18 protein-coding genes are annotated in these 20586 nt (G+C 75.1%); 12 read left to right on the top strand and 6 right to left on the bottom strand.

The features are described from left to right. Positions 1–249: 249 nt before the first annotated feature. Genes O7600_RS15450 through O7600_RS15430 form a run of 5 tightly spaced genes read left to right on the top strand, consistent with a single transcriptional unit; the run spans position 250 to position 4932 of the window. Positions 250–1452, top strand: coding sequence for a substrate-binding domain-containing protein (locus O7600_RS15450; protein ID WP_281587998.1), 1203 nt, complete (start codon positions 250–252; stop codon positions 1450–1452). A 3-nt stretch (positions 1453–1455) separates the two neighbouring features. Then, entirely contained in the window at positions 1456–2199 is a 744-nt protein-coding gene (locus tag O7600_RS15445; RefSeq protein WP_091569568.1) for an ABC transporter ATP-binding protein, read from the top strand. Beyond that, the gene (locus O7600_RS15440; RefSeq protein WP_281587995.1) at positions 2199–2927 is read left to right on the top strand and encodes an ABC transporter ATP-binding protein; all 729 of its coding nucleotides are present in this window, start codon (positions 2199–2201) and stop codon (positions 2925–2927) included. The genes O7600_RS15445 and O7600_RS15440 overlap by 1 nt, the downstream gene beginning before the upstream one ends. Next, the gene (locus O7600_RS15435; protein ID WP_281587992.1) at positions 2927–3817 is read left to right on the top strand and encodes a branched-chain amino acid ABC transporter permease; all 891 of its coding nucleotides are present in this window, start codon (positions 2927–2929) and stop codon (positions 3815–3817) included. The genes O7600_RS15440 and O7600_RS15435 overlap by 1 nt, the downstream gene beginning before the upstream one ends. Beyond that, a complete protein-coding gene (locus O7600_RS15430; protein ID WP_281587990.1) occupies positions 3814–4932 on the top strand; it encodes a branched-chain amino acid ABC transporter permease in 1119 nt (372 codons plus the stop codon). The genes O7600_RS15435 and O7600_RS15430 overlap by 4 nt, the downstream gene beginning before the upstream one ends. 161 nt (positions 4933–5093) lie before the next feature. On the opposite strand, the gene O7600_RS15425 is transcribed toward O7600_RS15430, so the two are convergent. Further along, positions 5094–5915 (bottom strand): hypothetical protein, encoded by an 822-nt coding sequence (locus O7600_RS15425; protein WP_281587988.1) that lies wholly within the window; start codon positions 5913–5915, stop codon positions 5094–5096. A 142-nt stretch (positions 5916–6057) separates the two neighbouring features. Here O7600_RS15425 and O7600_RS15420 point away from each other — a divergent pair, with 142 nt between their 5' ends. The 4 genes from O7600_RS15420 (at position 6058) to O7600_RS15405 (ending at position 11403) form a co-directional block, all read left to right on the top strand. Next, positions 6058–7776: an AfsR/SARP family transcriptional regulator gene (locus tag O7600_RS15420; RefSeq protein ID WP_281587986.1), complete on the top strand. Its 1719-nt coding sequence runs from the start codon at positions 6058–6060 to the stop codon at positions 7774–7776. Continuing rightward, complete coding sequence (locus tag O7600_RS15415) at positions 7773–9893, top strand: RecQ family ATP-dependent DNA helicase (protein WP_281587984.1); 2121 nt, start codon at positions 7773–7775, stop codon at positions 9891–9893. Before O7600_RS15420 ends, O7600_RS15415 begins: the two co-directional genes overlap by 4 nt. A 135-nt stretch (positions 9894–10028) precedes the next feature. Then, complete coding sequence (locus O7600_RS15410; RefSeq protein WP_091569593.1) at positions 10029–10259, top strand: heavy metal-associated domain-containing protein; 231 nt, start codon at positions 10029–10031, stop codon at positions 10257–10259. Positions 10260–10473: 214 nt separating this feature from the next. After that, a complete protein-coding gene (locus tag O7600_RS15405) occupies positions 10474–11403 on the top strand; it encodes a hypothetical protein (protein ID WP_281594168.1) in 930 nt (309 codons plus the stop codon). A gap of 4 nt (positions 11404–11407) precedes the next feature. Here O7600_RS15405 and O7600_RS15400 read toward each other — a convergent pair whose 3' ends face one another. Continuing rightward, positions 11408–11827, bottom strand: a complete 420-nt coding sequence (locus tag O7600_RS15400; RefSeq protein WP_281587981.1) for a helix-turn-helix transcriptional regulator — start codon at positions 11825–11827, stop codon at positions 11408–11410. Between the two features lie 183 nt (positions 11828–12010). Between O7600_RS15400 and O7600_RS15395 the strand changes: the two genes are divergently transcribed. Further along, on the top strand, positions 12011–12442 hold the full coding sequence (locus O7600_RS15395; protein ID WP_281587979.1) for a hypothetical protein: 432 nt from the start codon (positions 12011–12013) through the stop codon (positions 12440–12442). On the opposite strand, the gene O7600_RS15390 is transcribed toward O7600_RS15395, so the two are convergent. Further along, a complete protein-coding gene (locus tag O7600_RS15390; RefSeq protein ID WP_281587977.1) occupies positions 12439–13593 on the bottom strand; it encodes an SAM-dependent methyltransferase in 1155 nt (384 codons plus the stop codon). The two genes, O7600_RS15395 and O7600_RS15390, sit on opposite strands and share 4 nt — an antisense overlap. Before the next feature lie 161 nt (positions 13594–13754). Continuing rightward, positions 13755–15440 (bottom strand): DEAD/DEAH box helicase, encoded by a 1686-nt coding sequence (locus tag O7600_RS15385; protein ID WP_281587975.1) that lies wholly within the window; start codon positions 15438–15440, stop codon positions 13755–13757. A gap of 307 nt (positions 15441–15747) precedes the next feature. On the opposite strand from O7600_RS15385, the gene O7600_RS15380 reads away from it, so the two are divergent. Then, positions 15748–16392, top strand: a complete 645-nt coding sequence (locus O7600_RS15380) for a ferritin-like fold-containing protein (RefSeq protein WP_281587973.1) — start codon at positions 15748–15750, stop codon at positions 16390–16392. A 47-nt stretch (positions 16393–16439) separates the two neighbouring features. Here O7600_RS15380 and O7600_RS15375 read toward each other — a convergent pair whose 3' ends face one another. Together O7600_RS15375 and O7600_RS15370 are read right to left on the bottom strand one after the other, a co-directional pair. Further along, positions 16440–16667: a DUF3107 domain-containing protein gene (locus tag O7600_RS15375; protein WP_013288692.1), complete on the bottom strand. Its 228-nt coding sequence runs from the start codon at positions 16665–16667 to the stop codon at positions 16440–16442. A gap of 65 nt (positions 16668–16732) precedes the next feature. Beyond that, positions 16733–17371 carry a TetR/AcrR family transcriptional regulator gene (locus O7600_RS15370; RefSeq protein WP_091569618.1) on the bottom strand — a complete coding sequence of 213 codons (639 nt, stop codon included), beginning with the start codon at positions 17369–17371 and terminating at the stop codon, positions 16733–16735. Positions 17372–17520: 149 nt separating this feature from the next. Here O7600_RS15370 and O7600_RS15365 point away from each other — a divergent pair, with 149 nt between their 5' ends. Continuing rightward, positions 17521–20583: a hypothetical protein gene (locus O7600_RS15365; protein WP_281587969.1), complete on the top strand. Its 3063-nt coding sequence runs from the start codon at positions 17521–17523 to the stop codon at positions 20581–20583. The last annotated feature ends 3 nt before the right edge of the window (positions 20584–20586 follow it).

The following is a 20586-nucleotide window of genomic DNA, read 5'->3' as shown; positions in this document are numbered from 1 at the left end:
CGGGACTCCCTCCCGCCGGGCCGTTCCGCGTACGCGGTCCGCGATGGCCCGGGCCGACATTGCGGCTGTGCCCCGCGTGGTGGGGCGGGCCATCCCGAGTCGGCGGGGTTACGTGGTGGTGTCCGACCTTGTAACGTGCGGCCATCCCGTCCCGGGCACTTGTGTGCGCCGACCACATAGCCCGTGGGTGACGTCACTTCTAGCGTGAGCCGACAACTGACAATCCTCCTGTCCTCACCTGGAGTCGTAATGACGATCCGGCACACGCGACGGGTGTTCCTTTCCGCCGCCACGATGATGGCGGCCGCGCTGGCCGCCACGGCCTGTGGCAGCCCGCAGGACACCGCCTCCGGCGGCGGCGACGCCGCGCCGGTCAAGGTCGGCCTGGTCTACTCCCAGTCCGGGCCGCTGGCCAGCTACGGCAAGCAGTACATCGAGGGGTTCAAGGCCGGCCTCGACTTCGCCACCAAGGGCACCGGCAAGGTCGGTGACCGCAAGATCGAGGTGACCGAGGCCGACGACGCGGGCGACCCGGCCAAGGCCGTGTCCGCCGCCAAGGACATGATCGGCAAGGGCACGAAGATCATCGCCGGTTCCACCTCCTCCGGCGTCGCGCTCCAGGTGGCCCCGATCGCGGCGCAGAACAAGGTCCTGTTCATCTCCGGCCCGGCCGCCACCGACGCGGTGACCGGCGCGAACAAGTACACGTTCCGGTCCGGCCGGCAGTCGTGGCAGGACGTGACGACCGCCAAGTCGTTCATCGGCGACGCGGCCGGCAAGAAGGTCGTGGTGTTCGCCCAGGACGGCGCGTTCGGCGACGCGAACGAGGCCGCCGTCAAGGCCGTGATCGGCGGCGCCGGCGCGACCGTGAGCAGCGTCCGCGCGCCGGCCAGCGCCACCGAGTTCACCCCGTTCGCCAGCCAGATCAAGGCCGCCAAGCCGGACCTGCTCTTCGTCGCCTGGGCCGGCACCACCGCCGGCGCGATGTGGCAGACGCTGGACCAGCAGGGCGTCCTCGCCTCCACCACGGTCGTCACCGGCCTGGACATCCGCGCCTCCTGGCCGACGTTCGGCGCGGCCGGCAGCAAGATCTCGTTCCTGTCGCACTACTTCGACGGGGCCAGCGACACCGAGGCCGCCAAGGCCGCCAAGGCGAAGGTCGCGGGCGGCACGCTCGACCTGTTCCACCCGGACGGGTTCGCCGCCGCGCAGATGGTCGTCCGCGCCGTGCAGGAGGGCGGCGACGACGTGGACAAGATGATCAAGGCGCTGGAGGGCTGGGAGTTCGAGGGCGTCAAGGGCACCATGAAGATCCGCGCCGAGGACCACGCGCTGCTCCAGCCGATGTACCAGGCCAAGCTCTCCGGCAGCGGCACCACCTTCACGGCCACCGCGCAGAAGACCCTGACCGGTGACGAGAGCGCGCCTCCGGTCGCGCAGATGAAGGGCTGACCCGTGCTCGCCACCCGCGGTCTGACCTGGCGGATCGGTGAGGTCGCCATCGTCGACTCCGTCTACCTCGATCTCCAGCCCGGGGAGTTCCTCGGCGTGATCGGGCCCAACGGCGCCGGCAAGACCTCCCTGTTCAACCTGATCACCGGCCTGCGCCGGCCCACCGAGGGGAAGGTCCTGCTGGACGGCGCGGACATCACCGCGCTGGCCCCGTACCAGCGGGCCCGGCTCGGGCTCGGGCGGACCTTCCAGGCGTCCTCGGTCTTCGGCTCGCTGACCGTCCGGGAGAACGTCCGGCTCGCCGTACAGGCGCACCGGGGTGGCTCGATGAAGCTGTGGCGGCGGGCGGCGGCCGACCGGGAGGTGGCCGCCGCCGCCGACGCGGCGCTCGACCGGGTCGGCCTGCACCACCGGGGCGCGGCCCTGGCCGGCACGCTCGCCCACGGCGAGAAACGCAAGCTGGAGATCGCCCTGCTGCTCGCCGGGGAACCCCGGGTGATGCTGCTGGACGAGCCGATGGCCGGGGTGAGCGCCGAGGACGTGCCCGAGCTGGTCAGCGTGATCAAGTCGCTGACCGGGGACAGCGGCCGGGCGGTGCTCATGGTGGAACACCACATGGACGTGATCCTGGAACTGGCCGACCGGATCGCCGTGATGCACCACGGCGCGTTGCTGGCCTGCGACACCCCGGACACGGTGATGGCGAACGCCACCGTGCAGGAGGCGTACCTGGGGGAGGCCCTCTGATGGCGGAACCGATCCTGTCGGTGGAGGACCTGTCCGTGCGGATCGCCGGGCTGCACATCCTCCAGGGCGTGTCGTTCGAGGTGGCCCCGACCGGCGTCACCGTGCTGCTCGGGCGCAACGGCGTCGGCAAGTCCACCACCCTGCGCGCGATCGTCGGGCTGACGCCGCGCAACGGCGAGGCCCGGGGCACGGTGCGGATGGGCGCGCAGAGCCTGCTCGCCCGCCCCACCCACCGGCTGGTCCGCGGCGGCCTCGGCTACGTGCCGGAGGACCGCTGCGTCTTCGCCGGGCTCACCGTCGCCGAGAACCTGCGGCTGGCCGAGCGGCGGGGCACCACCCCGGCGTACGACAAGGTCTTCGCGCTCTTCCCGGAGCTGGACCGGCGCGGACGGCAACGGGCCGGTTCGCTCTCCGGCGGGCAGCAGCAGATGCTCGCCATCGGCCGGGTGCTCCTCAACGACAACCGGCTGCTGCTGGTCGACGAGCCGACCAAGGGGTTGGCGCCGAAGGTGGTGACCGAGGTGGCCGAAGTGCTGGAACGGGTCGCGGAATCCGTGCCGGTGCTGCTGGTCGAGCAGAACCTGGCGGTGGTGCGGCGGCTGGCGTCCGACGCGGTGGTGCTCTCCGCCGGTCGGGTCGCCTGGACCGGCGACGCCCGCGAGTTGCTGCTGGAGACCGCGCTGACCAAGTCGCTGCTGGGTGTGGGCTCCGGGGAGGTGCACGCCTGATGAACACGGTGGTCCTGTTGACGTTGACCGGGCTGGGCCTGGCGGCGCTCTACTTCCTCGTCGCCTCCGGCCTGTCCCTGGTCTTCGGCCTCGCCGACGTGCTCAACTTCGCGCACGGGCTGTTCCTCGGCGTCGGCGCGTACGCGACCTGGTGGGCGGCGGGCAACCTGCCCGGCGCCGGGTCGGACGGAATCGGCTTCGTGGTGGCGGTCGCCTTCGGCGTGCTGGCCGGATCGCTGGTCGCGGTGCTGGTCGAGCTGGTGCTGATCCGGCCGCTCTACTCCCGCACCATCGAACAGGTGCTGGTCACCGTCGGCCTGTCGCTGGCCGGGGTGGCGCTGCTCCAGGCCACCTGGGGCGCGGACCCGCGCCCGTTCCCGCGCCCCGACTGGAGCCGGGACGTGACAGCGGTGTTCGGCGCCCAGGTGCCGAACGCCGGGCTGCTGCTGATCGTCGCCGCCGTGGTGGTGCTCGGCGCGCTGCTGGCGTTCCTGCGCTGGACCCGGTACGGCCTGATCATCCGGGCCGGGGTGGAGAACCGGGAGATGGTGACCGCGCTCGGCATCGACGTGCGCAAGGCGTTCACCCTGGTCTTCGCGATCGGCGGGGCCGCCGCCGCGCTGGCCGGCGCGCTCGGCGGCGTCTACTTCGGCACCGTCTCGCCCGGGCAGGGCGGCTCGCTGCTGATCTTCGCCTTCATCGTGGTGGTGATCGGCGGGATGGGCTCGGTGGTCGGGTCCGCGTACGCGGCGGTCGCGGTGGGACTGCTGCAACAGTTCGTCAACTACTACGGCACGTCCGGGCTGGGCGACCTCTGTGTGGTCGGCCTGCTCGCCGTGGTGCTGCTGCTGCGTCCGCAGGGCCTGGCCGGAAAGGTGGCTCACGCATGACCGAGGTCAAGAGCGCGGAGGTGCCCGCGCCCCCGGCGACGGTGCCCGACGAGCTGACCCCCGGCCACGCGCGGTGGCACGGGCTGCGCCCGTACCTGCCGCTGGTCGCGCTGGTGGTGGCGGCCGTCCTGCCCTACTCGACGCTGAACCTGCCGGGGATCTTCGAGGGGCCGCTGAACTCGCCGGGCACGCTGCAACTGCTCGCCATCTGCCTGGTCTTCGGCGGCCTCGCGGCCGGCTACGACCTGCTGTTCGGGCGGACCGGGATGCTCTCCTTCGGGCACGCCCTCTACTTCGCCGCCGGCGTCTACGGCACCGACGTGCTGATCACCAAGGCCGGGCTGCCGCTGTGGCAGGCCGCGCTGCTGACCGTGGTCGGCGGCACCACGCTCGCCGCGCTGCTCGGCGCGGTGGCCCTGCGTACGGTGGGCATCGCGTTCGCCATGGTGACGCTCGCCTTCGCCCAGGTCGGGGCGATCCTGGTGGCCCGGGACTTCGGTGGCCTCACCGGCGGCGAGGAGGGGCTGCCGCTGGACGTGTCCGGGCTGCCGGCCGCGCTGGTCGGCGTCACCAACACGGTGAACCTCTACTGGCTGGCGCTGGCGTACCTGGCGATCGTGGTCCTGGTGGTGCACCGGGTCAGCGGCTCGCCGACCGGCCGGGTGCTGGCCGGGCTGCGCGACGACGAGCGGCGTATCGGGGTGCTCGGGCTCGACCCGTACCGGTTCAAGCTGGTGGCGTTCACGCTGGCCGGCGGCCTGGCGACGGCCGGTGGCGTGGTCTACGTGCTGATCGTCGGTGGCGCCAGCCCGCACATCACCTCGTCGGAGCTGACGCTGTCGCTGCTGGTCATGGTGGTGCTCGGCGGCCCCGGCACCCGGTGGGGGCCGGTGCTGGGCGGCATCCTCTACATGTACCTGGACCACCGGTTGACCGCGTTCGGCAGCAGCGACGCGGTGAACAGCCTGCCCGCGTTCCTCAGCCACCCGCTGAGCCAGCCCCTGTTCGTCCTGGGCACGGTCTTCATCCTGGCGGTGTACTTCTTCCCCGGCGGCCTGGCCAGCCTGAGATCCCGCCTGACCCCCCTCCTGACCGCTCTCCGCCCCCGCCGCTGACCCCCGCCCCCGCCCGTCGATCAAGGAGTTCGCGTCCGGCCCACCGGCCTACGATGACGCGAACTCCTTGGTCGACGGGGTCGGGGAGAGATCCGGCCGCTGAACGCGACGACGGGCGGCGGCCCCCCGTGTGGCCGCCGCCCGTTTCCGTGCGTCGTGGATCAGCCGTTGAGCATCTCGTACGCCGAGGCCGTGGCCTTCTGCGCGCCGGCCGGCGGGGCCAGCTCCGGCGCCTTGCCGAAGTCGTAGTACTTCGTGACCAGCTTCATCGCCTTGTGCTTGCCGGCCGCCGGCACGTCCAGGGTGAACGTGGTCAGGTTGCCGTCCGGGCCGACCACGGCGGTGAACGGCACCTTCCGGCCCGCCGCACCCAGGGCGGTCAGGTCCAACCCGTCGAACGTGCTCTTCACGTCCTCGTTGTCGGCCAGGTCGGCCAGCCCGGTGTACGTGCCGTCGCCCTTGTCCTCGACCGTCTCCGCGGTGCGGATGATCGCGGCCGTGTTGCCCGGGTCGGTGCCCTCGTAGCTGGGGGCGTTCTCGCCGTCCGCCAGCTTCTCGCGCTCCATCTTCATCCAGTTCTTGGGCAGCTTGAGCGCGTCGTGCAGGCCGGGGAGACCGGTCAGCTTGACCCGCATCCACAGGTCCTCGTCGATCACCCGGAACGTCATGTCCATGGTGAACTTCGGGTCGTCGTTCTGCTGCTTCATGCCGAGTTCCATGCCCTTGGCGGCCGGGTCCACCACGCCGGTGAACCGGTCGGTGCCGTCCTGGGTGGAGAACCGGAAGCGGGGGTCCTGCTCGGTCGGCACGGCGGCCAGCAGGGCGGCCTTCGGGTCGGCCGACGGCGCCGGTGCGGCGCCGCCGCCCTCGGGGGCGTTCCCGGTGCTGCCGCACCCCGCGGCGAGTGCGGTGGTGGCCAGCACGGCGGCCGCGCGGAGCACGATCCGCCGGGCGGTTGCGGCGGTGCCGTTTCGCTGCGTCATCTCGTTCGACTCACTTTCCCAGGTGGTTGTTGCCGGCGAAGCATCGCAGGCAGCGACGGCCGCTCCGCTGCCGATATGCTGCCGTCCGACTGCCGTCGGCCGCGGCGGGCGACGGCTGGGGGGTACGGGGGCGGAAACTCGCATGTCAGAGGCGCTGCGCTTCGAGCTTCTCGGCCCGCAGCGGGCCTGGTACGCCGACCGTCCGATCGATCTCGGCCCGGCCAAGCAGCGGGCCGTGCTGGCCGTGCTGCTGCTCGCCGCCGGGCGTCCGGTCCCCACCGGGCAGATCGTCGAGGCGGTCTGGCCGGAGGAAGCGCCGGTGAACGGCCCCAACGTGGTGCAGAAGCACGTGGCCGGGCTGCGCCGGGTGCTGGAGCCGGACCGGTCGCCGCGCACACCCGCCCGGGTGCTCACCCTCACCGACGCCGGCTACCTGCTGCGGGTCGCGCCGGAGACGGTGGACGCGGTCCGCTTCGAGCGCGGCGTGCGGCGCGCCCGGCAGGCGCAGTCGGCGGGGCGTGCCGCGGAGGCGCTGGACGAGGTGACCGCCGCGTTGGAGCTGTGGCAGGGCGAGCCGTTCACCGGGTTCGCCGGCCCGTGGTTCGACGCGGCCCGGCACCGGCTGGTGGAGCTGCGGGCCGTCGCCCTGGAGACGCGTGCCGAGCTGGAGCTGGCCGCGGGCCGGCACGGGGAGGTGGTCGGCCGGCTGGTCGAGCTGGTCGCCGAGTTCCCGGTCCGCGAGCGGCTACGTCTCCAGCTCATGCTGGCGCTCTACCGCAGCGGCCGGCAGGCCGAGGCGCTGGCCGCCTACCGCGACTTCGCCGCCTCGCTGCGCGAGGACTACGGCATCGAGCCGGGGGAGGCGCTCCAGACGCTGCACCGGCGCATCCTCCGCTCCGACCCGACGCTGCTGCCGACCGTCGCCGAGCCGGTCGACCCGCCCGCGCCCGGGCACGTGCCGGCACCGCCCGCGCCGCCCGGGCTCGGCGGGCCGTCGTCCGCGCCGGCCGGTGCGACACCGGTATCCGGCGGCGGGCCGCCCGGCCCGGTCGACCCGTCGTCGGGTCCGGTGTCCGCCGTGCCGGTCGCGTACCCGCAGGCGCTCTTCGTCTCCGCCGGGCGGCCGGCGGAGACGCCGCCGGACCGGCGCTCGCCGGGTTGGGTCCGGGCCACCGCGACGCTGGTGGGCGCCGCCGTCACCGTGCTGTCGGTCGGCATCCTGACGTGGGCGGTGATCCTGGCGTACGCGCTCTGGCGACGCAGTTGGCGTCTCGCGTTGGGCGCGCTGCCCTACTTCCTGCTCGTGGTGAGCGTGTTCGGCCTCGCGGTCAGCAGCCCGGTCGAGGAGGAACCGAGCGACCCGATGGTCATCTACTTCCTGTTCGGGCTCTGCGTCTGCTGGATGCTCGGCACCCTGCACGTGGTGCTGCTCAACCCCGCGTTGTGGGCGGCGCTGCGGGGCCTGTTCTGGACCGGGCCGCAGCGCGCCGACGAGCAGCGGCGGTTGCGCCGGGAACAGGCGCGGTACCTGCTGCATCACTACCCCTCCGCCCGGCGGGACCTGCGGATCGGCCGCCCCGACCTGCTGCGGGAGTTCGACGACGGTGGCCTGGTCGACGTCAACGCCGTGCCCGACACGGTCTTCGCGACGCTTCCCGGTCTCACCGCCGAGCAGCGCCGGCAGGTCGCCGTCGACCGGTGGTTGCGCGGGCCGTACGGGTCGCTGGAGGAGTTGGTCGTGCGCTGCCAGCTGCCCCCGGCCGCCACCGGGGCGCTGGGCGAGGTGCTGCTCTTCCTGCCACCCGAGCCGCCGCCCGGGCCGCCCGTGACTCCGACGGCCCCTGGTAGAAATGCCGGATGAGCCAGGATCGGACGGCCGTCCGGGAACGTGCCGAGGCGGTGCTGCGGCGGCTGGCGGGTGAGCACGCCCGGCTGCGCGAGGACCAGTGGCGGGCGATCGAGGCGCTGGTCGTCGACCGGCGACGGGTGCTCTGCGTCCAGCGCACCGGCTGGGGCAAGTCGGCGGTCTACTTCGTCGCCACCGCCCTGCTTCGCGAGAGCGGCGAACACGGGCCGACGGTGATCGTGTCGCCGCTGCTGGCGTTGATGCGCAACCAGGTCGAGTCCGCCGCCCGGGCCGGCATCCGGGCCCGCACCATCAACTCGGCCAACCTCGACGAGTGGGACCAGATCACCGCCGAGATCCACGCCGGGGCGGTCGACGTGCTGCTGATCAGCCCCGAGCGGCTGAACAACCCGGACTTCCGCGACACCGTGCTGCCCAAGCTCGCCGCCACCACCGGCCTGCTGGTGGTGGACGAGGCGCACTGCGTCTCCGACTGGGGGCACGACTTCCGGCCCGACTACCGCCGGCTGCGCACGTTCCTGGCGAACCTGCCCGAGCGCACGCCCGTGCTCGCCACCACGGCCACCGCCAACGCCCGGGTCACCCGGGACGTGGCCGAGCAGCTCGGCGACGCGCTCGTGCTGCGCGGCACGCTGGACCGGGAGTCGCTGCGCCTCGGCGTACTCGATCTGCCGAGCCCGGCCCACCGCCTCGCCTGGCTGGCCGACCACCTGGACCGGCTCCCCGGCTCGGGCATCGTCTACACGCTCACCGTGGCCGCGGCCACCGAGACGGCCGAGTTCCTCCGCGCCCGGGGGTGGTCGGTGGCCTCCTACACCGGGCAGGCCGAGGACGCCGACCGGCGCGCCGCCGAGCAGGACCTGCTCGACAACAAGATCAAGGCGTTGGTCGCCACCAGCGCGCTCGGCATGGGCTTCGACAAGCCCGACCTCGGCTTCGTGGTGCACCTCGGCGCGCCGCCCTCGCCGATCGCCTACTACCAGCAGGTCGGGCGCGCCGGCCGGGCCGTCGAGCACGCCGAGGTGCTGCTCCTGCCCGGCGTGGAGGACGCGGCGATCTGGCGATACTTCGCCTCGCTCGCCTTCCCGCCCGAGGAGCAGGTCCGCGCCGTGCTCGCCGCGCTGGACATCGAGCGGCCGATCTCCACCCAGGCGTTGGAGCCGATGGTCGACCTGCGCCGGGCCCGGCTGGAGCTGATGCTCAAGGTGCTCGACGTCGACGGCGCGGTCCGCCGGGTGCGCGGCGGCTGGCTCGCCACCGGCGAGCCGTGGGTCTACGACGAGGCCCGATTGCGGCGCGTCGCCGACGCGCGCACCGCCGAGCAGCGGGCCATGCGGGAGTACGCGTCCACCTCCGCCTGCCGCATGCGCTACCTGCGGGAGGGGCTCGACGACACCGGGGCGCAGGACTGCGGTCGCTGCGACAACTGCGCCGGGCCGCTGTTCGACGCCGAGGTCTCCACCGGGGCGCTCACCGCCGCGCAGACCTTCCTCGGCCGCCCCGGCGTTCAGATCGCGCCGAAGAAGCTCTGGCCGACCGGGTTGGACGCGGTCGGCGTACCCCTGAAGGGCCGGATCCCGCCGGCGGAGCAGGCGTCGTCCGGGCGGGCCGTGGGGCGCCTGTCCGACCTGGGGTGGGGCGGGCGGTTGCGGGGCCTCGTCGGGCCGGACGCGCCGGACGGCCCGGTGCCCGACGACGTGGCGGCGGCCGTGGTCGAGGTGCTGAAGGCGTGGGCGCACGGCGACGACCCCTGGCCCCGCCGCCCGGCCGGCGTGGTCGCGATCGGCTCCCGGAACCGGCCGTTGCTGGTCGGCTCGCTCGCCGACCGGATCGCCTCGGTCGGCCGGCTCCCGCTGCTCGGCCAGGTCGTCCCGACCGGTCCGGCCGGGCCCGGCGGGCCGCGCGGCAACAGCGCCCAGCGGGTACGCGCGCTGCACGACGCCTTCCGCCTGCCGGACGAGCTGGCCGACGCGCTGCCCGGGCTGGACGGGCCGGTGCTGCTCGTCGACGACCTGGTCGACTCGGGCTGGACGATGAGCATGGTGGCGCGCCTGCTGCGGCGCGCCGGCGCGCCGGACGTGCTGCCGCTGGCGCTGGCCGTCGCCGGCTGACCCGGTGCAAGGAGGGGCACCCTCTTAACGCCTCCGGTAGAGGAAGGGGCCCCGCTTAACACCCGGGATGCGAGCCGGGCCACCGTCCGCGCGGCCGTGGTCGGTGGGCGCCCGGGCCGGCGGTACCGTGGGGCCATGACCGAGCAGCGACCCGTCGTCCAGACGTACACCGTGACCGGGATGACCTGCGAACACTGCGTCCGGGCGGTGACCGAGGAGCTGTCCGCCCTGCCGGGCGTCGAGGAGGTCCGGATCGACCTCGCGGGCGGCACGGCAACGGTCACCAGCGCGTCCCCGCTGCCGGTGGAGTCCGTCCGCGCCGCTGTCGACGAGGCGGGGTACGAGATGGTCGGCGGCGTTGCCTGAGTCGCCGTCCGCGCCGCCCGGCGTCGACCTGCCGGCGCGGTCCGACCCCACCGACGACCCGCCACGGATCGGCGGCGGGGCGGCGGACGGCGCCGTGGGCGTTCCAGGGCGGTCGGGCGGCGAGGCGGTGGACGGCGCCGACGGCCGGGCCGGTGACCCGGCGAGCGGTCCGGACGGTGCGGCGCGCGCGGCGACCCCGGCCGGGCCGGTCACCGTGGACCGGGAGACGCTGCGGCTGGCCCTGGTGGTGGGTGGCCTGGTGCTGGCCGTGCTGCTCGGTTTCGGGCTGGGCCGGCTGAACCCGCCGGCCAACCCGGCCGGGACCGGGCCCGCGCCGTCCACCGGCGCCGGTCTTCCCGCCGGCGGCGCGCACTCGCACGCGCCGGGCACCGGCGCGCACAGCCACGACGGCGCCACCGTCGCCCAGGGCGGCGGTGACGGCGCGACCGGACTGTCGATCAGCTCGGCCGGCTACACGCTGGTGCCGTCGGCCGGGGAACCGGCCGCCGGGCGCGCCGGTGATCTGCGGTTCCAGATCCGTGACGAGCGGCGTCGCCCGGTGACCCGCTTCGCGGTCGTGCACGACAAGCCGATGCACGTGATCGTGGCCCGCCGGGACCTCAGCGGCTATCGGCACCTGCACCCGACGATGGCCGCCGACGGCACCTGGTCGGTGCCGGTGGCGCCGTTCGACCCCGGCGTCTGGCGGATGTACGCGGACTTCACCGCGGTCGCCGACGACGGTCGGCAGGTCGCCGTGGTGCTCGGCGCCGACGTGACCGTGCCCGGCACGTACGCGCCCCGGCCGCTGCCCGCCGCGGCCACGTCGGCCACGGTCGACGGCTTCACCGCCAGCTGGACCGGCACGCCGGAGGTGGGGCGGTCGGTGCCGCTGCGGTTCCGGGTCACCGGCCTGGACGGTGGAGCCGCCCCGTTGGAGCCCTACCTCGGCGCGTACGGGCACCTGGTGGCGCTGCGCGAGGGTGACCTCGGCTATCTGCACGTGCACCCGGAGCCGGTGCGCGACGGTGACGCGGTGACGTTCTGGTTGACCGCGCCGGGGCCGGGCCGCTACCGGATGTTCCTGGACTTCCAGGTCGGGGGCGTGGTGCGGACCGCCGCGTTCACGCTGACCGTCGACTGACCGGTCAGCCGGCCCGGCGGACCGGTCGGCGGGCCAGGTAGCGGAGCAGGTCGCGGATGTGGTGCTTCTCCTCGGCCGGGACGTTCGGGTCGGCCAGCCGCTCCAGGATCACCCGGACGTCGGCCTCCACCGGGCCGTCCTCCGCGCCTCGGCGGCGGGGCACCGGACCGGCGTCGGGCAGGCCCAGCGCGCGGAACGCGGCGGCCACCGGCAGGTCGAGGGCGGCGCAGAAGCCGCGCACCTTGGCCAGCTCGGGATAGTCCTGCCAGTCGCCGGCCAGCCAGCGGAACACGGTCGAGCGGCCGACGCCGGTGTGGGTGGCGAGGTCGGTCACCGTCCAGCCGCGGTCCTCGCGGGCATCGTCGATGGCCCGTCGCACGAAGCGCGCGAAGGCCATCTGCGGTGACACGTCTGCGGAACCCATCCCTGCGGGTCTGTCCCCTTCCGCCGGAGGCCCGGCTCTGCGCCCTGAGCCTAGTACGCCCGCGCGCGGAAGTAACTGACTGATCGGTCGAAAGGTCCCGCCGGCGGGACTGACGAGGGCGTGACGGTTGCGAGGTGTCAACTAAGCTGGACGGACCCCGGCAGCGACACGACAAGGAGCAGCATGACCGAGCCGGACCGCCCCGTCCCGCACCGTCCCGGCGCCGTGAGCCTCTTCTTCGTGGCCAAGGCGGGCGTGTTCGCGCTCGGATTCTGGATCTGGCTGCTGGTGCTCGCGGTGCGGGGTGACCCGGCGACCGGCGTACACCTGATCGCCGCGACCGGCGCGATCTGCACGACGCTGGTCGGGGTCGTGCTGGGCGCCCGGATGGCGTTGCAGCGCAACGCCGCGCTGCGGCACGCCGAGGTCAAGCGGCTGCTGGTCGACATCTCCTGGAACGCCTTCGCCGCCGCCGGCAACGCCGACCAGCCGGCGAAGGTGGTGCCGTTCCCCAGCCCGCCGCAGGACGGCGAGCGGGTCACCAACCGGGGTCCGGGCGACCGGGTGTCGATGCTCGACCGGGGCGACCGCAACCGGGGCGAGCGCCGGCGTTAGCGCCCGTCCGCCCCGTCGAGCAGCGTCTCCAGCCGGGGCGTGATCCCCCACTGGTCGACCAGCTCGCGATACTCGGCCCGCCGGCTCCCGGTCGGCGCGCCCGCCGTGCGCCGGGCCCGGATGAGCAGGTTGCGAGGCGTGTGCTGGGAGTCGACGAACTCCACCACTTCCGCGCGGTAACCGTGCAGCCGGAGCAGCCCGGCGCGTACCGCGTCGGTGAGCACGTCGGCGAAGCGTTCGCGCAGGATGCCCTGCCGGGTGAGCATCTCGTACGGCGCCGGCGCCGGTCGGGAGCGCAGCTGGGCGGCCAGGTCGTGGTGGCAGCAGGGCGCGGCGAGCACCCAGCGGGCGCCCCAGCGCACCGCCCGGGCCAGCGCCTCGTCGGTGGCGGTGTCGCAGGCGTGCAACGCCAGCACCAGGTCGGGGGCGGGGTCGACGGCGGCCTCGGCGATGGTGCCGGCCACGAAGCCCACCCGGTCGGCCCAGCCCAGCCGCTCGGCCAGCTCGGTGTTGCGGCGGCGCTGGTCCTCGCGGACGTCGACCCCGATCAGCGTCACGTCCAGTCCACGCCCGGTCAGGTAGCGGTAGGCGGCGAAGGTCAGGTAGGCGTTGCCGCACCCGAGGTCCACCACGCGCAACGGGCCGGTGAGGTCGTCCGGCAGGGTGGCCGCCAGCGCCCGGAGGAACGCGTCGACCTGGCGGCGCTTGGCCGCCGAACCACCTATCTCGACGAACAGCGGGTCACCCGGGTCGAGCAGCCAGTCCTTGGCCCGGTCGTGCCCCTCCACCGCGCCGGCCGGCCGGCTGGCCGCGGCCCGGTGCACCTGTGCCTCGCCGGACTTGGTGACCCGGAGTTGGAGCGTGGCGTCGGCGGTCTCCACGTGCCAGTTGCCGAACGGCTCGGCGAGCAGTTCGTCGACGGCCGCACCGGCCTCGGCACCGGGCGCCACGTTGCGGGTGTGCGGCCGCGCCCCGTCGGAGGTGGCGATCTGCAGCCGGGGACCGGCCTTGAGGGTGACCGGGCGCAGCTCGGCGCGGACCACCGAGGGGCGCTGCCCGCGTCGACGCCCGGCGGCGACCGCCCGGGTCAGCCCGGGGCCCAGCAGCAGCGCCCGTACCTCGCCCAGTGCCGAGTCCAACGCTTCCGGCATCGCTACTCCTTCGTCGTTCCGCCTCCCCGCGTCCTCTCGCCTCCCCGGTCGATCACGAGGTTGACGGTGAGACCACCGTGCCGGCGAAGCGGGCCGGTGCCGGGGTGGGGACAGGGAGCGGCCCCCGGAGCGGGTCCGGGGGCCGGTCGTGTGTGTGCTGGTCAGTCGGTGGTGGTGGCGCTGGCCTCGGCGGGTGCGCCGGTGCCACCTCCGCCACGGCGACGCCGGCGACGGCGTGGCTTGGTGGCGGTCTCACCCTCGGCGGATGCCGCCGGGGTGGTCTCGCCGGTGCTCTCGGCGCCGATCACCGCGGCCGGCTCGCCGGCCACCGTCTCGCCGGCCCGGCGGCGACGCCGCCGGCGCGGGGTACGGGCGCCCTCGTCGGCGCCGGTGTCGGTGGCGCCGCTCTCGGCGGGCGTGCCGACGGGCTCGTCGCCGCGACCCCGCCTGCGCTCCCGACCCCGGCCGTCACCGCGACCCTCGCCCCGGCCGCCCTCGCCCCGGCCGCCCTCGCCGCGCCGGGTGCCGCGCCGCGACCGACCGCCGCCCAGGTCCTCCTCGACCTCGGCGGACAGCCCGGCGCGGGTGCGCTCGGCGGTCGGCAGGGTGCCGCTGATGTCGGTGGGGATGTCCAGGTCGGTGTAGAGGTGCGGGGAGGTGTGGTAGGTCTCCGGCGGCTCGGGCATGTCGAGCCCGAGGGTCTTGTCGATGATCCGCCAGCGGGGCACGTCGTCCCAGTCGACGAACGTGACCGCGACACCGGTGGCCCCGGCCCGGCCGGTGCGGCCGATCCGGTGGGTGTAGGTGTCCTGGTCCTCGGGGCAGTCGTAGTTGATCACGTGCGTGACGCCGGTGACGTCGATGCCCCGGGCCGCCACGTCGGTGGCGACCAGCGTGTCGATCTTGCCGGCGCGGAACGCGCGCAGCGCCCGCTCCCGGGCGCCCTGGCCGAGGTCGCCGTGCACGGCCGCCACGGCGAAGCCGCGGAAGTCGAGGTCCTCGGCGACGCGGTCGGCGGCCCGCTTGGTGCGGGTGAAGATCATGGTCAGCCCGCGCCCCTCGGCCTGGAGGATCCGCGCCACGATCTCGACCTTGTTGAGCGAGTGGGTGCGGTACGCGAGCTGCTGGGTCTGCGGCGACGGACCGGTCTCGGCGGTGTGCCCGGCGTGGATGGTCACCGGGCGGCGCAGGAAGCGCCGGGACAGCGCGACGATCGGGTCCGGCATGGTGGCCGAGAAGAGCATGGTCTGCCGGTCCTCCGGCAGCATGGCCAGGATCTTCTCGACGTCGTCGAGGAAGCCCAGGTCGAGCATCCGGTCGGCCTCGTCGAGGACGAGCGCGCGGACCCGGTCGAGCCGCAGGTGCTTCTGCTTCTGCAGGTCCAGCAGGCGGCCGGGCGTGCCGACCAGGATCTCGACGCCCTTGCGCAGCGCCTCGATCTGCGGCTCGTAGGCCACGCCGCCGTAGATCGGCAGCACCCGGACGCCCCGGGTGCGACCGGCGGCGTCGAGGTCCTTGGCGACCTGGATGCCCAGCTCGCGGGTCGGGACGACGACCAGTGCCTGCGGCACGCCGTCGCTCCCCTCGGACGGGGCGAACACGCGCTCGAGCAGCGGGATGCCGAAGCCGAGCGTCTTGCCGGTGCCGGTCGGCGCCTGCCCGATCAGGTCGACGCCGCGCAGCCCGATCGGCAGCGCGTATTCCTGGATGGCGAAGGCGCGGGTGATGCCGGCGGCCTCCAGCGCCTCGACGGTCTCCTGTCGGGCGCCGAGCGCGGCGAACGTGGGTGCCTCCGGTCGGACCGGAGCGGTGGGGGCCAGTGGCTGGCCGGAGATCTGCTCACTCATCTGGATGTGGGGGTGCCCTCTCGTGGTGCGCCCCTCATGTCCTCAGGGCGCGATCGGTGTGGCGCGGGCCACGCGGTCGGGGGCGGTTTCGCCGAGCCGGACCGGGCCGCACGCGCTCCGGGGACCGTTGCTGACCGGCGGAGCTGACGGAATGCTCATCAACCACGCTGACCAGGTCGGTGCCCACGGCAACTGTCTCATCCTACCTGAACGGCCCCTGAGTCGTCCCGATTCCAGGTGGCGGCCCCGCGCGCGGGGGCAGTCGTTGTGACTTGGGTCACAGGCTCCGAGCGGGTAGCCTGCGCTCGTGTCCGCCCCCGACCCCGCCGTCACCGACCTGTTCGGCCTCGTGGCGTACGGCGAGCTGCTCGCCTTCGACCGCCTCGCCGCCGACGCCCGCCTCGCCCCCGACCTGCGCCGCCGGGCCGCGCTCAGCGAGATGGCCGCGGCCGAGATCGCGCACTACCGCTGGCTCGCCGACCGGCTCGGCGCCCTGGGTGTGACCCCGGAGGCGGCGATGGCCCCCTACGTCGACGCGCTGCGGGCCTACCACGACTCGACCGAGCCGCGGGACTGGCCGGAGGCGGTGACCAAGGCGTACGTGGGGGACGCGATCGCCGACGACTTCCTGCGCGAGATCGCCGGCGGTCTGGACGGGCCGGACCGGGCGCTGCTCCTCGACGTGCTGCACGACTCGCGGTACGCCGAGTTCGCCGCGGCCGAGATCCGCGCCGCGATCGAGGCCGACCCGCGGATGGCCGGCCGGCTCTCGATCTGGGCCCGGCGGCTGCTCGGCGAGGCGCTGTCCCAGGCCCGGCGGGTCGCCGCCGCCGACGACCGGGGGGCGCTCGCCGCGCTGATCGGGCGGGCCGGTGGGGACGTGTCGACGCTGCTGCGGCGGCTCACCGAGGCGCACACCGCGCGGATGGTGGCCGCCGGGCTGAACAACTGAGTCGCCGCGGCGGGCGCCCCCCGCCACGGCGACCGGTGCGCCGGGGATCAGCGGACGGTGAACCCGACCGCGCGGGGCGAGGCCTCCGCGATCTCGACGTAGGCGACCTTGCCGACCGGCACGATGACCCGCCGGCCCTTCTCGTCGGTCAGGGAAAGCGTGCCCTCACTCTTGGCGAAGGCGTCGGTCACGATCTGCTCGATCTCGGCCGGCGACTGCGCGCTCTCCAGGACCAGCTCCCGCGGCGCGTACTGCACGCCGATCTTGACCTCCACTGTGCCTCCTCAACTGGGGCGAAAAAGCCACCGTGGGAAGGCTATCCGATCCGGCCGCCCGATGTTCAGGCTGACTCACCTTGCAGCGGGAAGCTGGCGATGCCACGCCAGGACAGCGCAGCGACCAGCGCCTCGGCCTCCGCCTTGGGCACCTGGCGGCCGCCCGCCAGCCAGAACTGGGCGGCCGTCTCGGCCGCGCCGACCAGCCCGGACGCCAGCAGCTCGGCGTGGAACCGACTGACCCCGGTGTCCGAGATGATGGTGTCGGTGATCGCCGCGATGCAGCCCTGCTCGACCCGCTCCACCCGCTGCCGCACGGCCGGATCGTTGCGCAGGTCGGACTCGAAGACGAGCCGGAACGCCTCGCTCTCGTGGTCGACGAAGTCGAAGTAGGCCCGCACCGCCGCGCCGACGCGCTCCTTGTTGTCGTTGGTGCCGCGCATCGCGTCGTGCACCTTCGCGACGATGGCGTCACAGTGCGTGTCCAGCAGCGCCAGGTAGAGCTCCATCTTCCCGGGGAAGTGCTGGTAGAGAACGGGCTTCGAGACACCGGCCCGCTCGGCGATGTCGTCCATCGCGGCGGCGTGGTAGCCCTGCGCGACGAACACCTCCTGAGCAGCGGCGAGCAGTTGCTTGCGGCGCGCCGAGCGGGGCAGGCGGGTGGGCCGGCCGGCGGTCTGTGCACCGTTCCCCACTGCGGTCATGGGAACCTCCGAGTATCTGCGTACGAGCCGGCACGTATCACCCGAACCGGTCCGGGTTCGTGAACCCGTCGCGGAATTGGCCCGCCGCTGTAACTTATCGCCACTGTCACCACACGGTAGCCTCAGCGGGGGCGACCAAGGAGCGCGCGGTGAGTGAAACAGGGCAACCCGGAGCCGCCACCCCGGGAGAGCACGGCGACGGGACGGGCCAGCACGACGACCCGGCCCGCACCGGCGGCGGATGGGCGCCCCCGGCGAACGGCTGGTCCCGGGGCGCGCCCGCGCCCGGTGGCTGGCCCTACGGCGACCTCGGCGGCAGTTGGGCCGACTCCTCGCCGAGGCACGGTGACCTGCCGGCCCCGCCCGGCCAACCCGCGACCGAGGAGTCGCCGGCCCGGCTCAACGGGCGACACGTCAACGGCGTGCGCCACCCGGGGGAGGAGCCGCCCGTGGCCCGCCAGGCGCCGGTGAGCGCCCCGCCGGTGGGCGGCGAGCCGCCCCGGGAGACCGACGGTGACCGGCTGGCCGTGCCGGCGCCCCGCCCGGCGCCCGCGATCGAGCAGCAGCCGCCCGGGGTCGACTCCGCCGGCTCCCGGCACGCCTCGGACGAGACGTCCGTCGGCCGGCTTCCCCGCTGGCCCGAGGGCGGCCCGACCTCCGCGCCCCCGGCCCTCCAGGTGCCGCCGGTCGGGGCCGCCGCCTCCGGCTTCGAGGTGCCCCCGGGCTTCCACGCGCCCACCACCGAGCCGGCGCCGTCGCTCTCCCGGGGTTGGGCCGACCGGGCCCCCGGGCAGCCGTCGGTCGCCGATCCCGGTCGGGCCGAGCAGTCGCCCCGCGACCCGGCCGAGCACCGACCCGCCGAGGGGCGGGGACCGGCCGCCGAGCCGCGGGCCGCCGCCGAGCACCCGGGCCCGCCCGACCACCGGGCCGCCGCCGACCACCGGGCCGCCGCCGAGCATCCGGGCTCCGCCGAACATCGGGGCCCGACCGAGCACCGGGGCCCGACCGAGCACCGGGGCTCGACCGAGCACCGGGGCGCCGCGCCCGACGATCCGGGCGCGGGCCCGGTCGGCGAGCCGGACTGGTCCGGCCCGTCCTGGAACCGGCCGAGCTGGGGCGACGGCTGGGCCCCGCCGTGGGCACGCGCCGACGATCCGGTCGGGCGGCGGGCGGCACGGGACGACGAGCCCGCCGAGCGCCCGGCACGGGACGACGAGCCCGCCGGCCGTCGCGCCGCCCGGGAGGACCGGGCGGCCGAGTGGGCGCCCGAGCCGGTGCGGCCGTACGCGCCGGCCGGCGTCGAGCCGCCCGTCGGCTACGAACCGCCCCGCCCCGAGCCGGTCCGCCCGTACGAGCCGGTGCGCGCGGAGCCGTCCGCCGGCCCGGAACCGGCGCACCCCGAGCCGACCCGGCCGTTCCGCCTGCCCCGGTCCGAACCGGAGCCGCGGCCGGGCTACGAGCCGTCCGTCGAGCGCCCCTCCTGGGCCGGCCCGCCGGTGCCGGTGACCCCGTTCGGCGGGTCCGCGCACGCCGAGCCGACCAGCGCCCCGCCGGCCTCCCGGGAGGCGCCCACCGGCCCGCCGTCCGCGACGTACGCGCCCGCGCCGGCCGGTCCGCCCCACCCGTCGGCGCCGACCGGCCCGCCGTCCGCGAGTTACGCGCCCGCGCCGGCCGGTGAGCCGTTCGCCGGCTACCTCTCAGCGCCCGCCGCGCCGCCGTCCGCCGGACCGGCTCCCGTGCCGTCCCCGCGTGCCGCCGGCGAGCCCCCCGCCGACCCCCGGCAACCGCCGGCCGGGTCCGAGCAGTCCGTCGCACCGGCCACCACCCGGCCGGTCTCCGCCGTCCCCGCCACCGGTGGGACGACGCGCTTCGACCCCGCGCCCCACCCGACGAGCGCACCTCCCTACGCGGCCCGCCGGTCCGCCCCCGATCCGGTGCCGGCCGCCGACGCGGTCGCCGAGCCCCGGTCGGCGGAGTCGCCCCCGGCGGTGCTGCCGCAGCGCGTCCCCGCCGAGCCGGACGTGCCCGTCGTGCCGGAGCCGCCAGCCGTGGAACCGTCCGCCGAGACTCCCGAACTCGCCCGTATCGCCACCCACCTGCGGCGCGACGACGAGCCCGCACCGCTGCGCGAGCGGCCGGAGGGCTTCGACGTCAACGCCATCCTCGACGCGGTCCGTGAGGTGACCGGCGTCCGGGACGCCGCGCTCCGGCGTACCCCGGCCGGCGCGCACAGCCTCCGGCTCGACCTGGCCGACGGCGCGGACCCGGCCGAGGTGAGCCGGGTGGTGGCCCGCCTGCTCCAGGAGCGGATGGGCCTGGCCGCCGCCCCGCAGAACCTGCCCGGCGCGCCGGCCCTGCCGCCGCCGCCGGTCCGCCGGCGGTCCGCCGCGGCGCGCGTCGCCGAGGGCCGGTCGGTCCCGACGGCCGACCCCCGATCCGGTACGCCGCAGTCCCGGCCCGGCGACGAGCCGGGTGCGGTGCCGTCCGGGCCGACCGAGGACGACCCGTCGGTGCGTACCGGCGTGGTGCGACCCGCCGAGAACCGGTCCGGCGAGGGCCGGTTCGGCGGGGCGGAGTCGCGTGCCGGCCGGCCGGCCGACGCGCCCGCGGACGGCGACGAGCCGCCCCGCCGCCGCCGGCAGGCCGCCCACCGGGGTCGGGCCACGGTGGAGGAGACGTCGCTGGCGGCCGCGCCGACCGGCATGTCCACCGGCAGCCCGGTCACGCTGGGCACCTCGTACGCCGGTGGGCAGATGACCACGACGGAGACCGCGCCGTCGCGACCGCTGGACACCGGCGGCGTCCCGGGTCCCCGGGTGGTGATCGAGCACGTCCTGGTGAGCACGTTCGGGCTGGACGCGACCACCGAGGTGCGCCTGATCGCCGGCGACCGCACGGCCGAGGGGCACGCGACCGGGCCGGCCGTCGACGGGTACGTGCTCCGGCTCTGCGCGGTGGCCGCGGCCGCCGCGGTGGACGAGCTGCTCGGCCGGGTCGTCCCGGCCGGTGAGCGCGGCCGCTGCTTCGTCGAGCACGCCGCCGTGGTGCCGTTCGGCAACTGCGAGGTGGCCACCGTGGTGGTGCTGCTGGTCTGCGACGGCTGGGTGGAGCAGTTGGCCGGGTCGGCGCTGGTCGCGGGTGACCCCCGGCAGGCGGTGGTCCGGGCCACCCTGGCCGCGGTGAACCGGCGGCTGGAGGCGTTGCTCGCCTGACTC

The organism is Micromonospora sp. WMMA1998 (genome assembly GCF_027497375.1).
Taxonomy (GTDB): Bacteria; Actinomycetota; Actinomycetes; order Mycobacteriales; family Micromonosporaceae; genus Micromonospora; species Micromonospora sediminicola.
The sequence above is the reverse complement of the archived record's forward strand: the minus strand, read 5'-3'. Positions and strand labels throughout refer to the sequence as shown.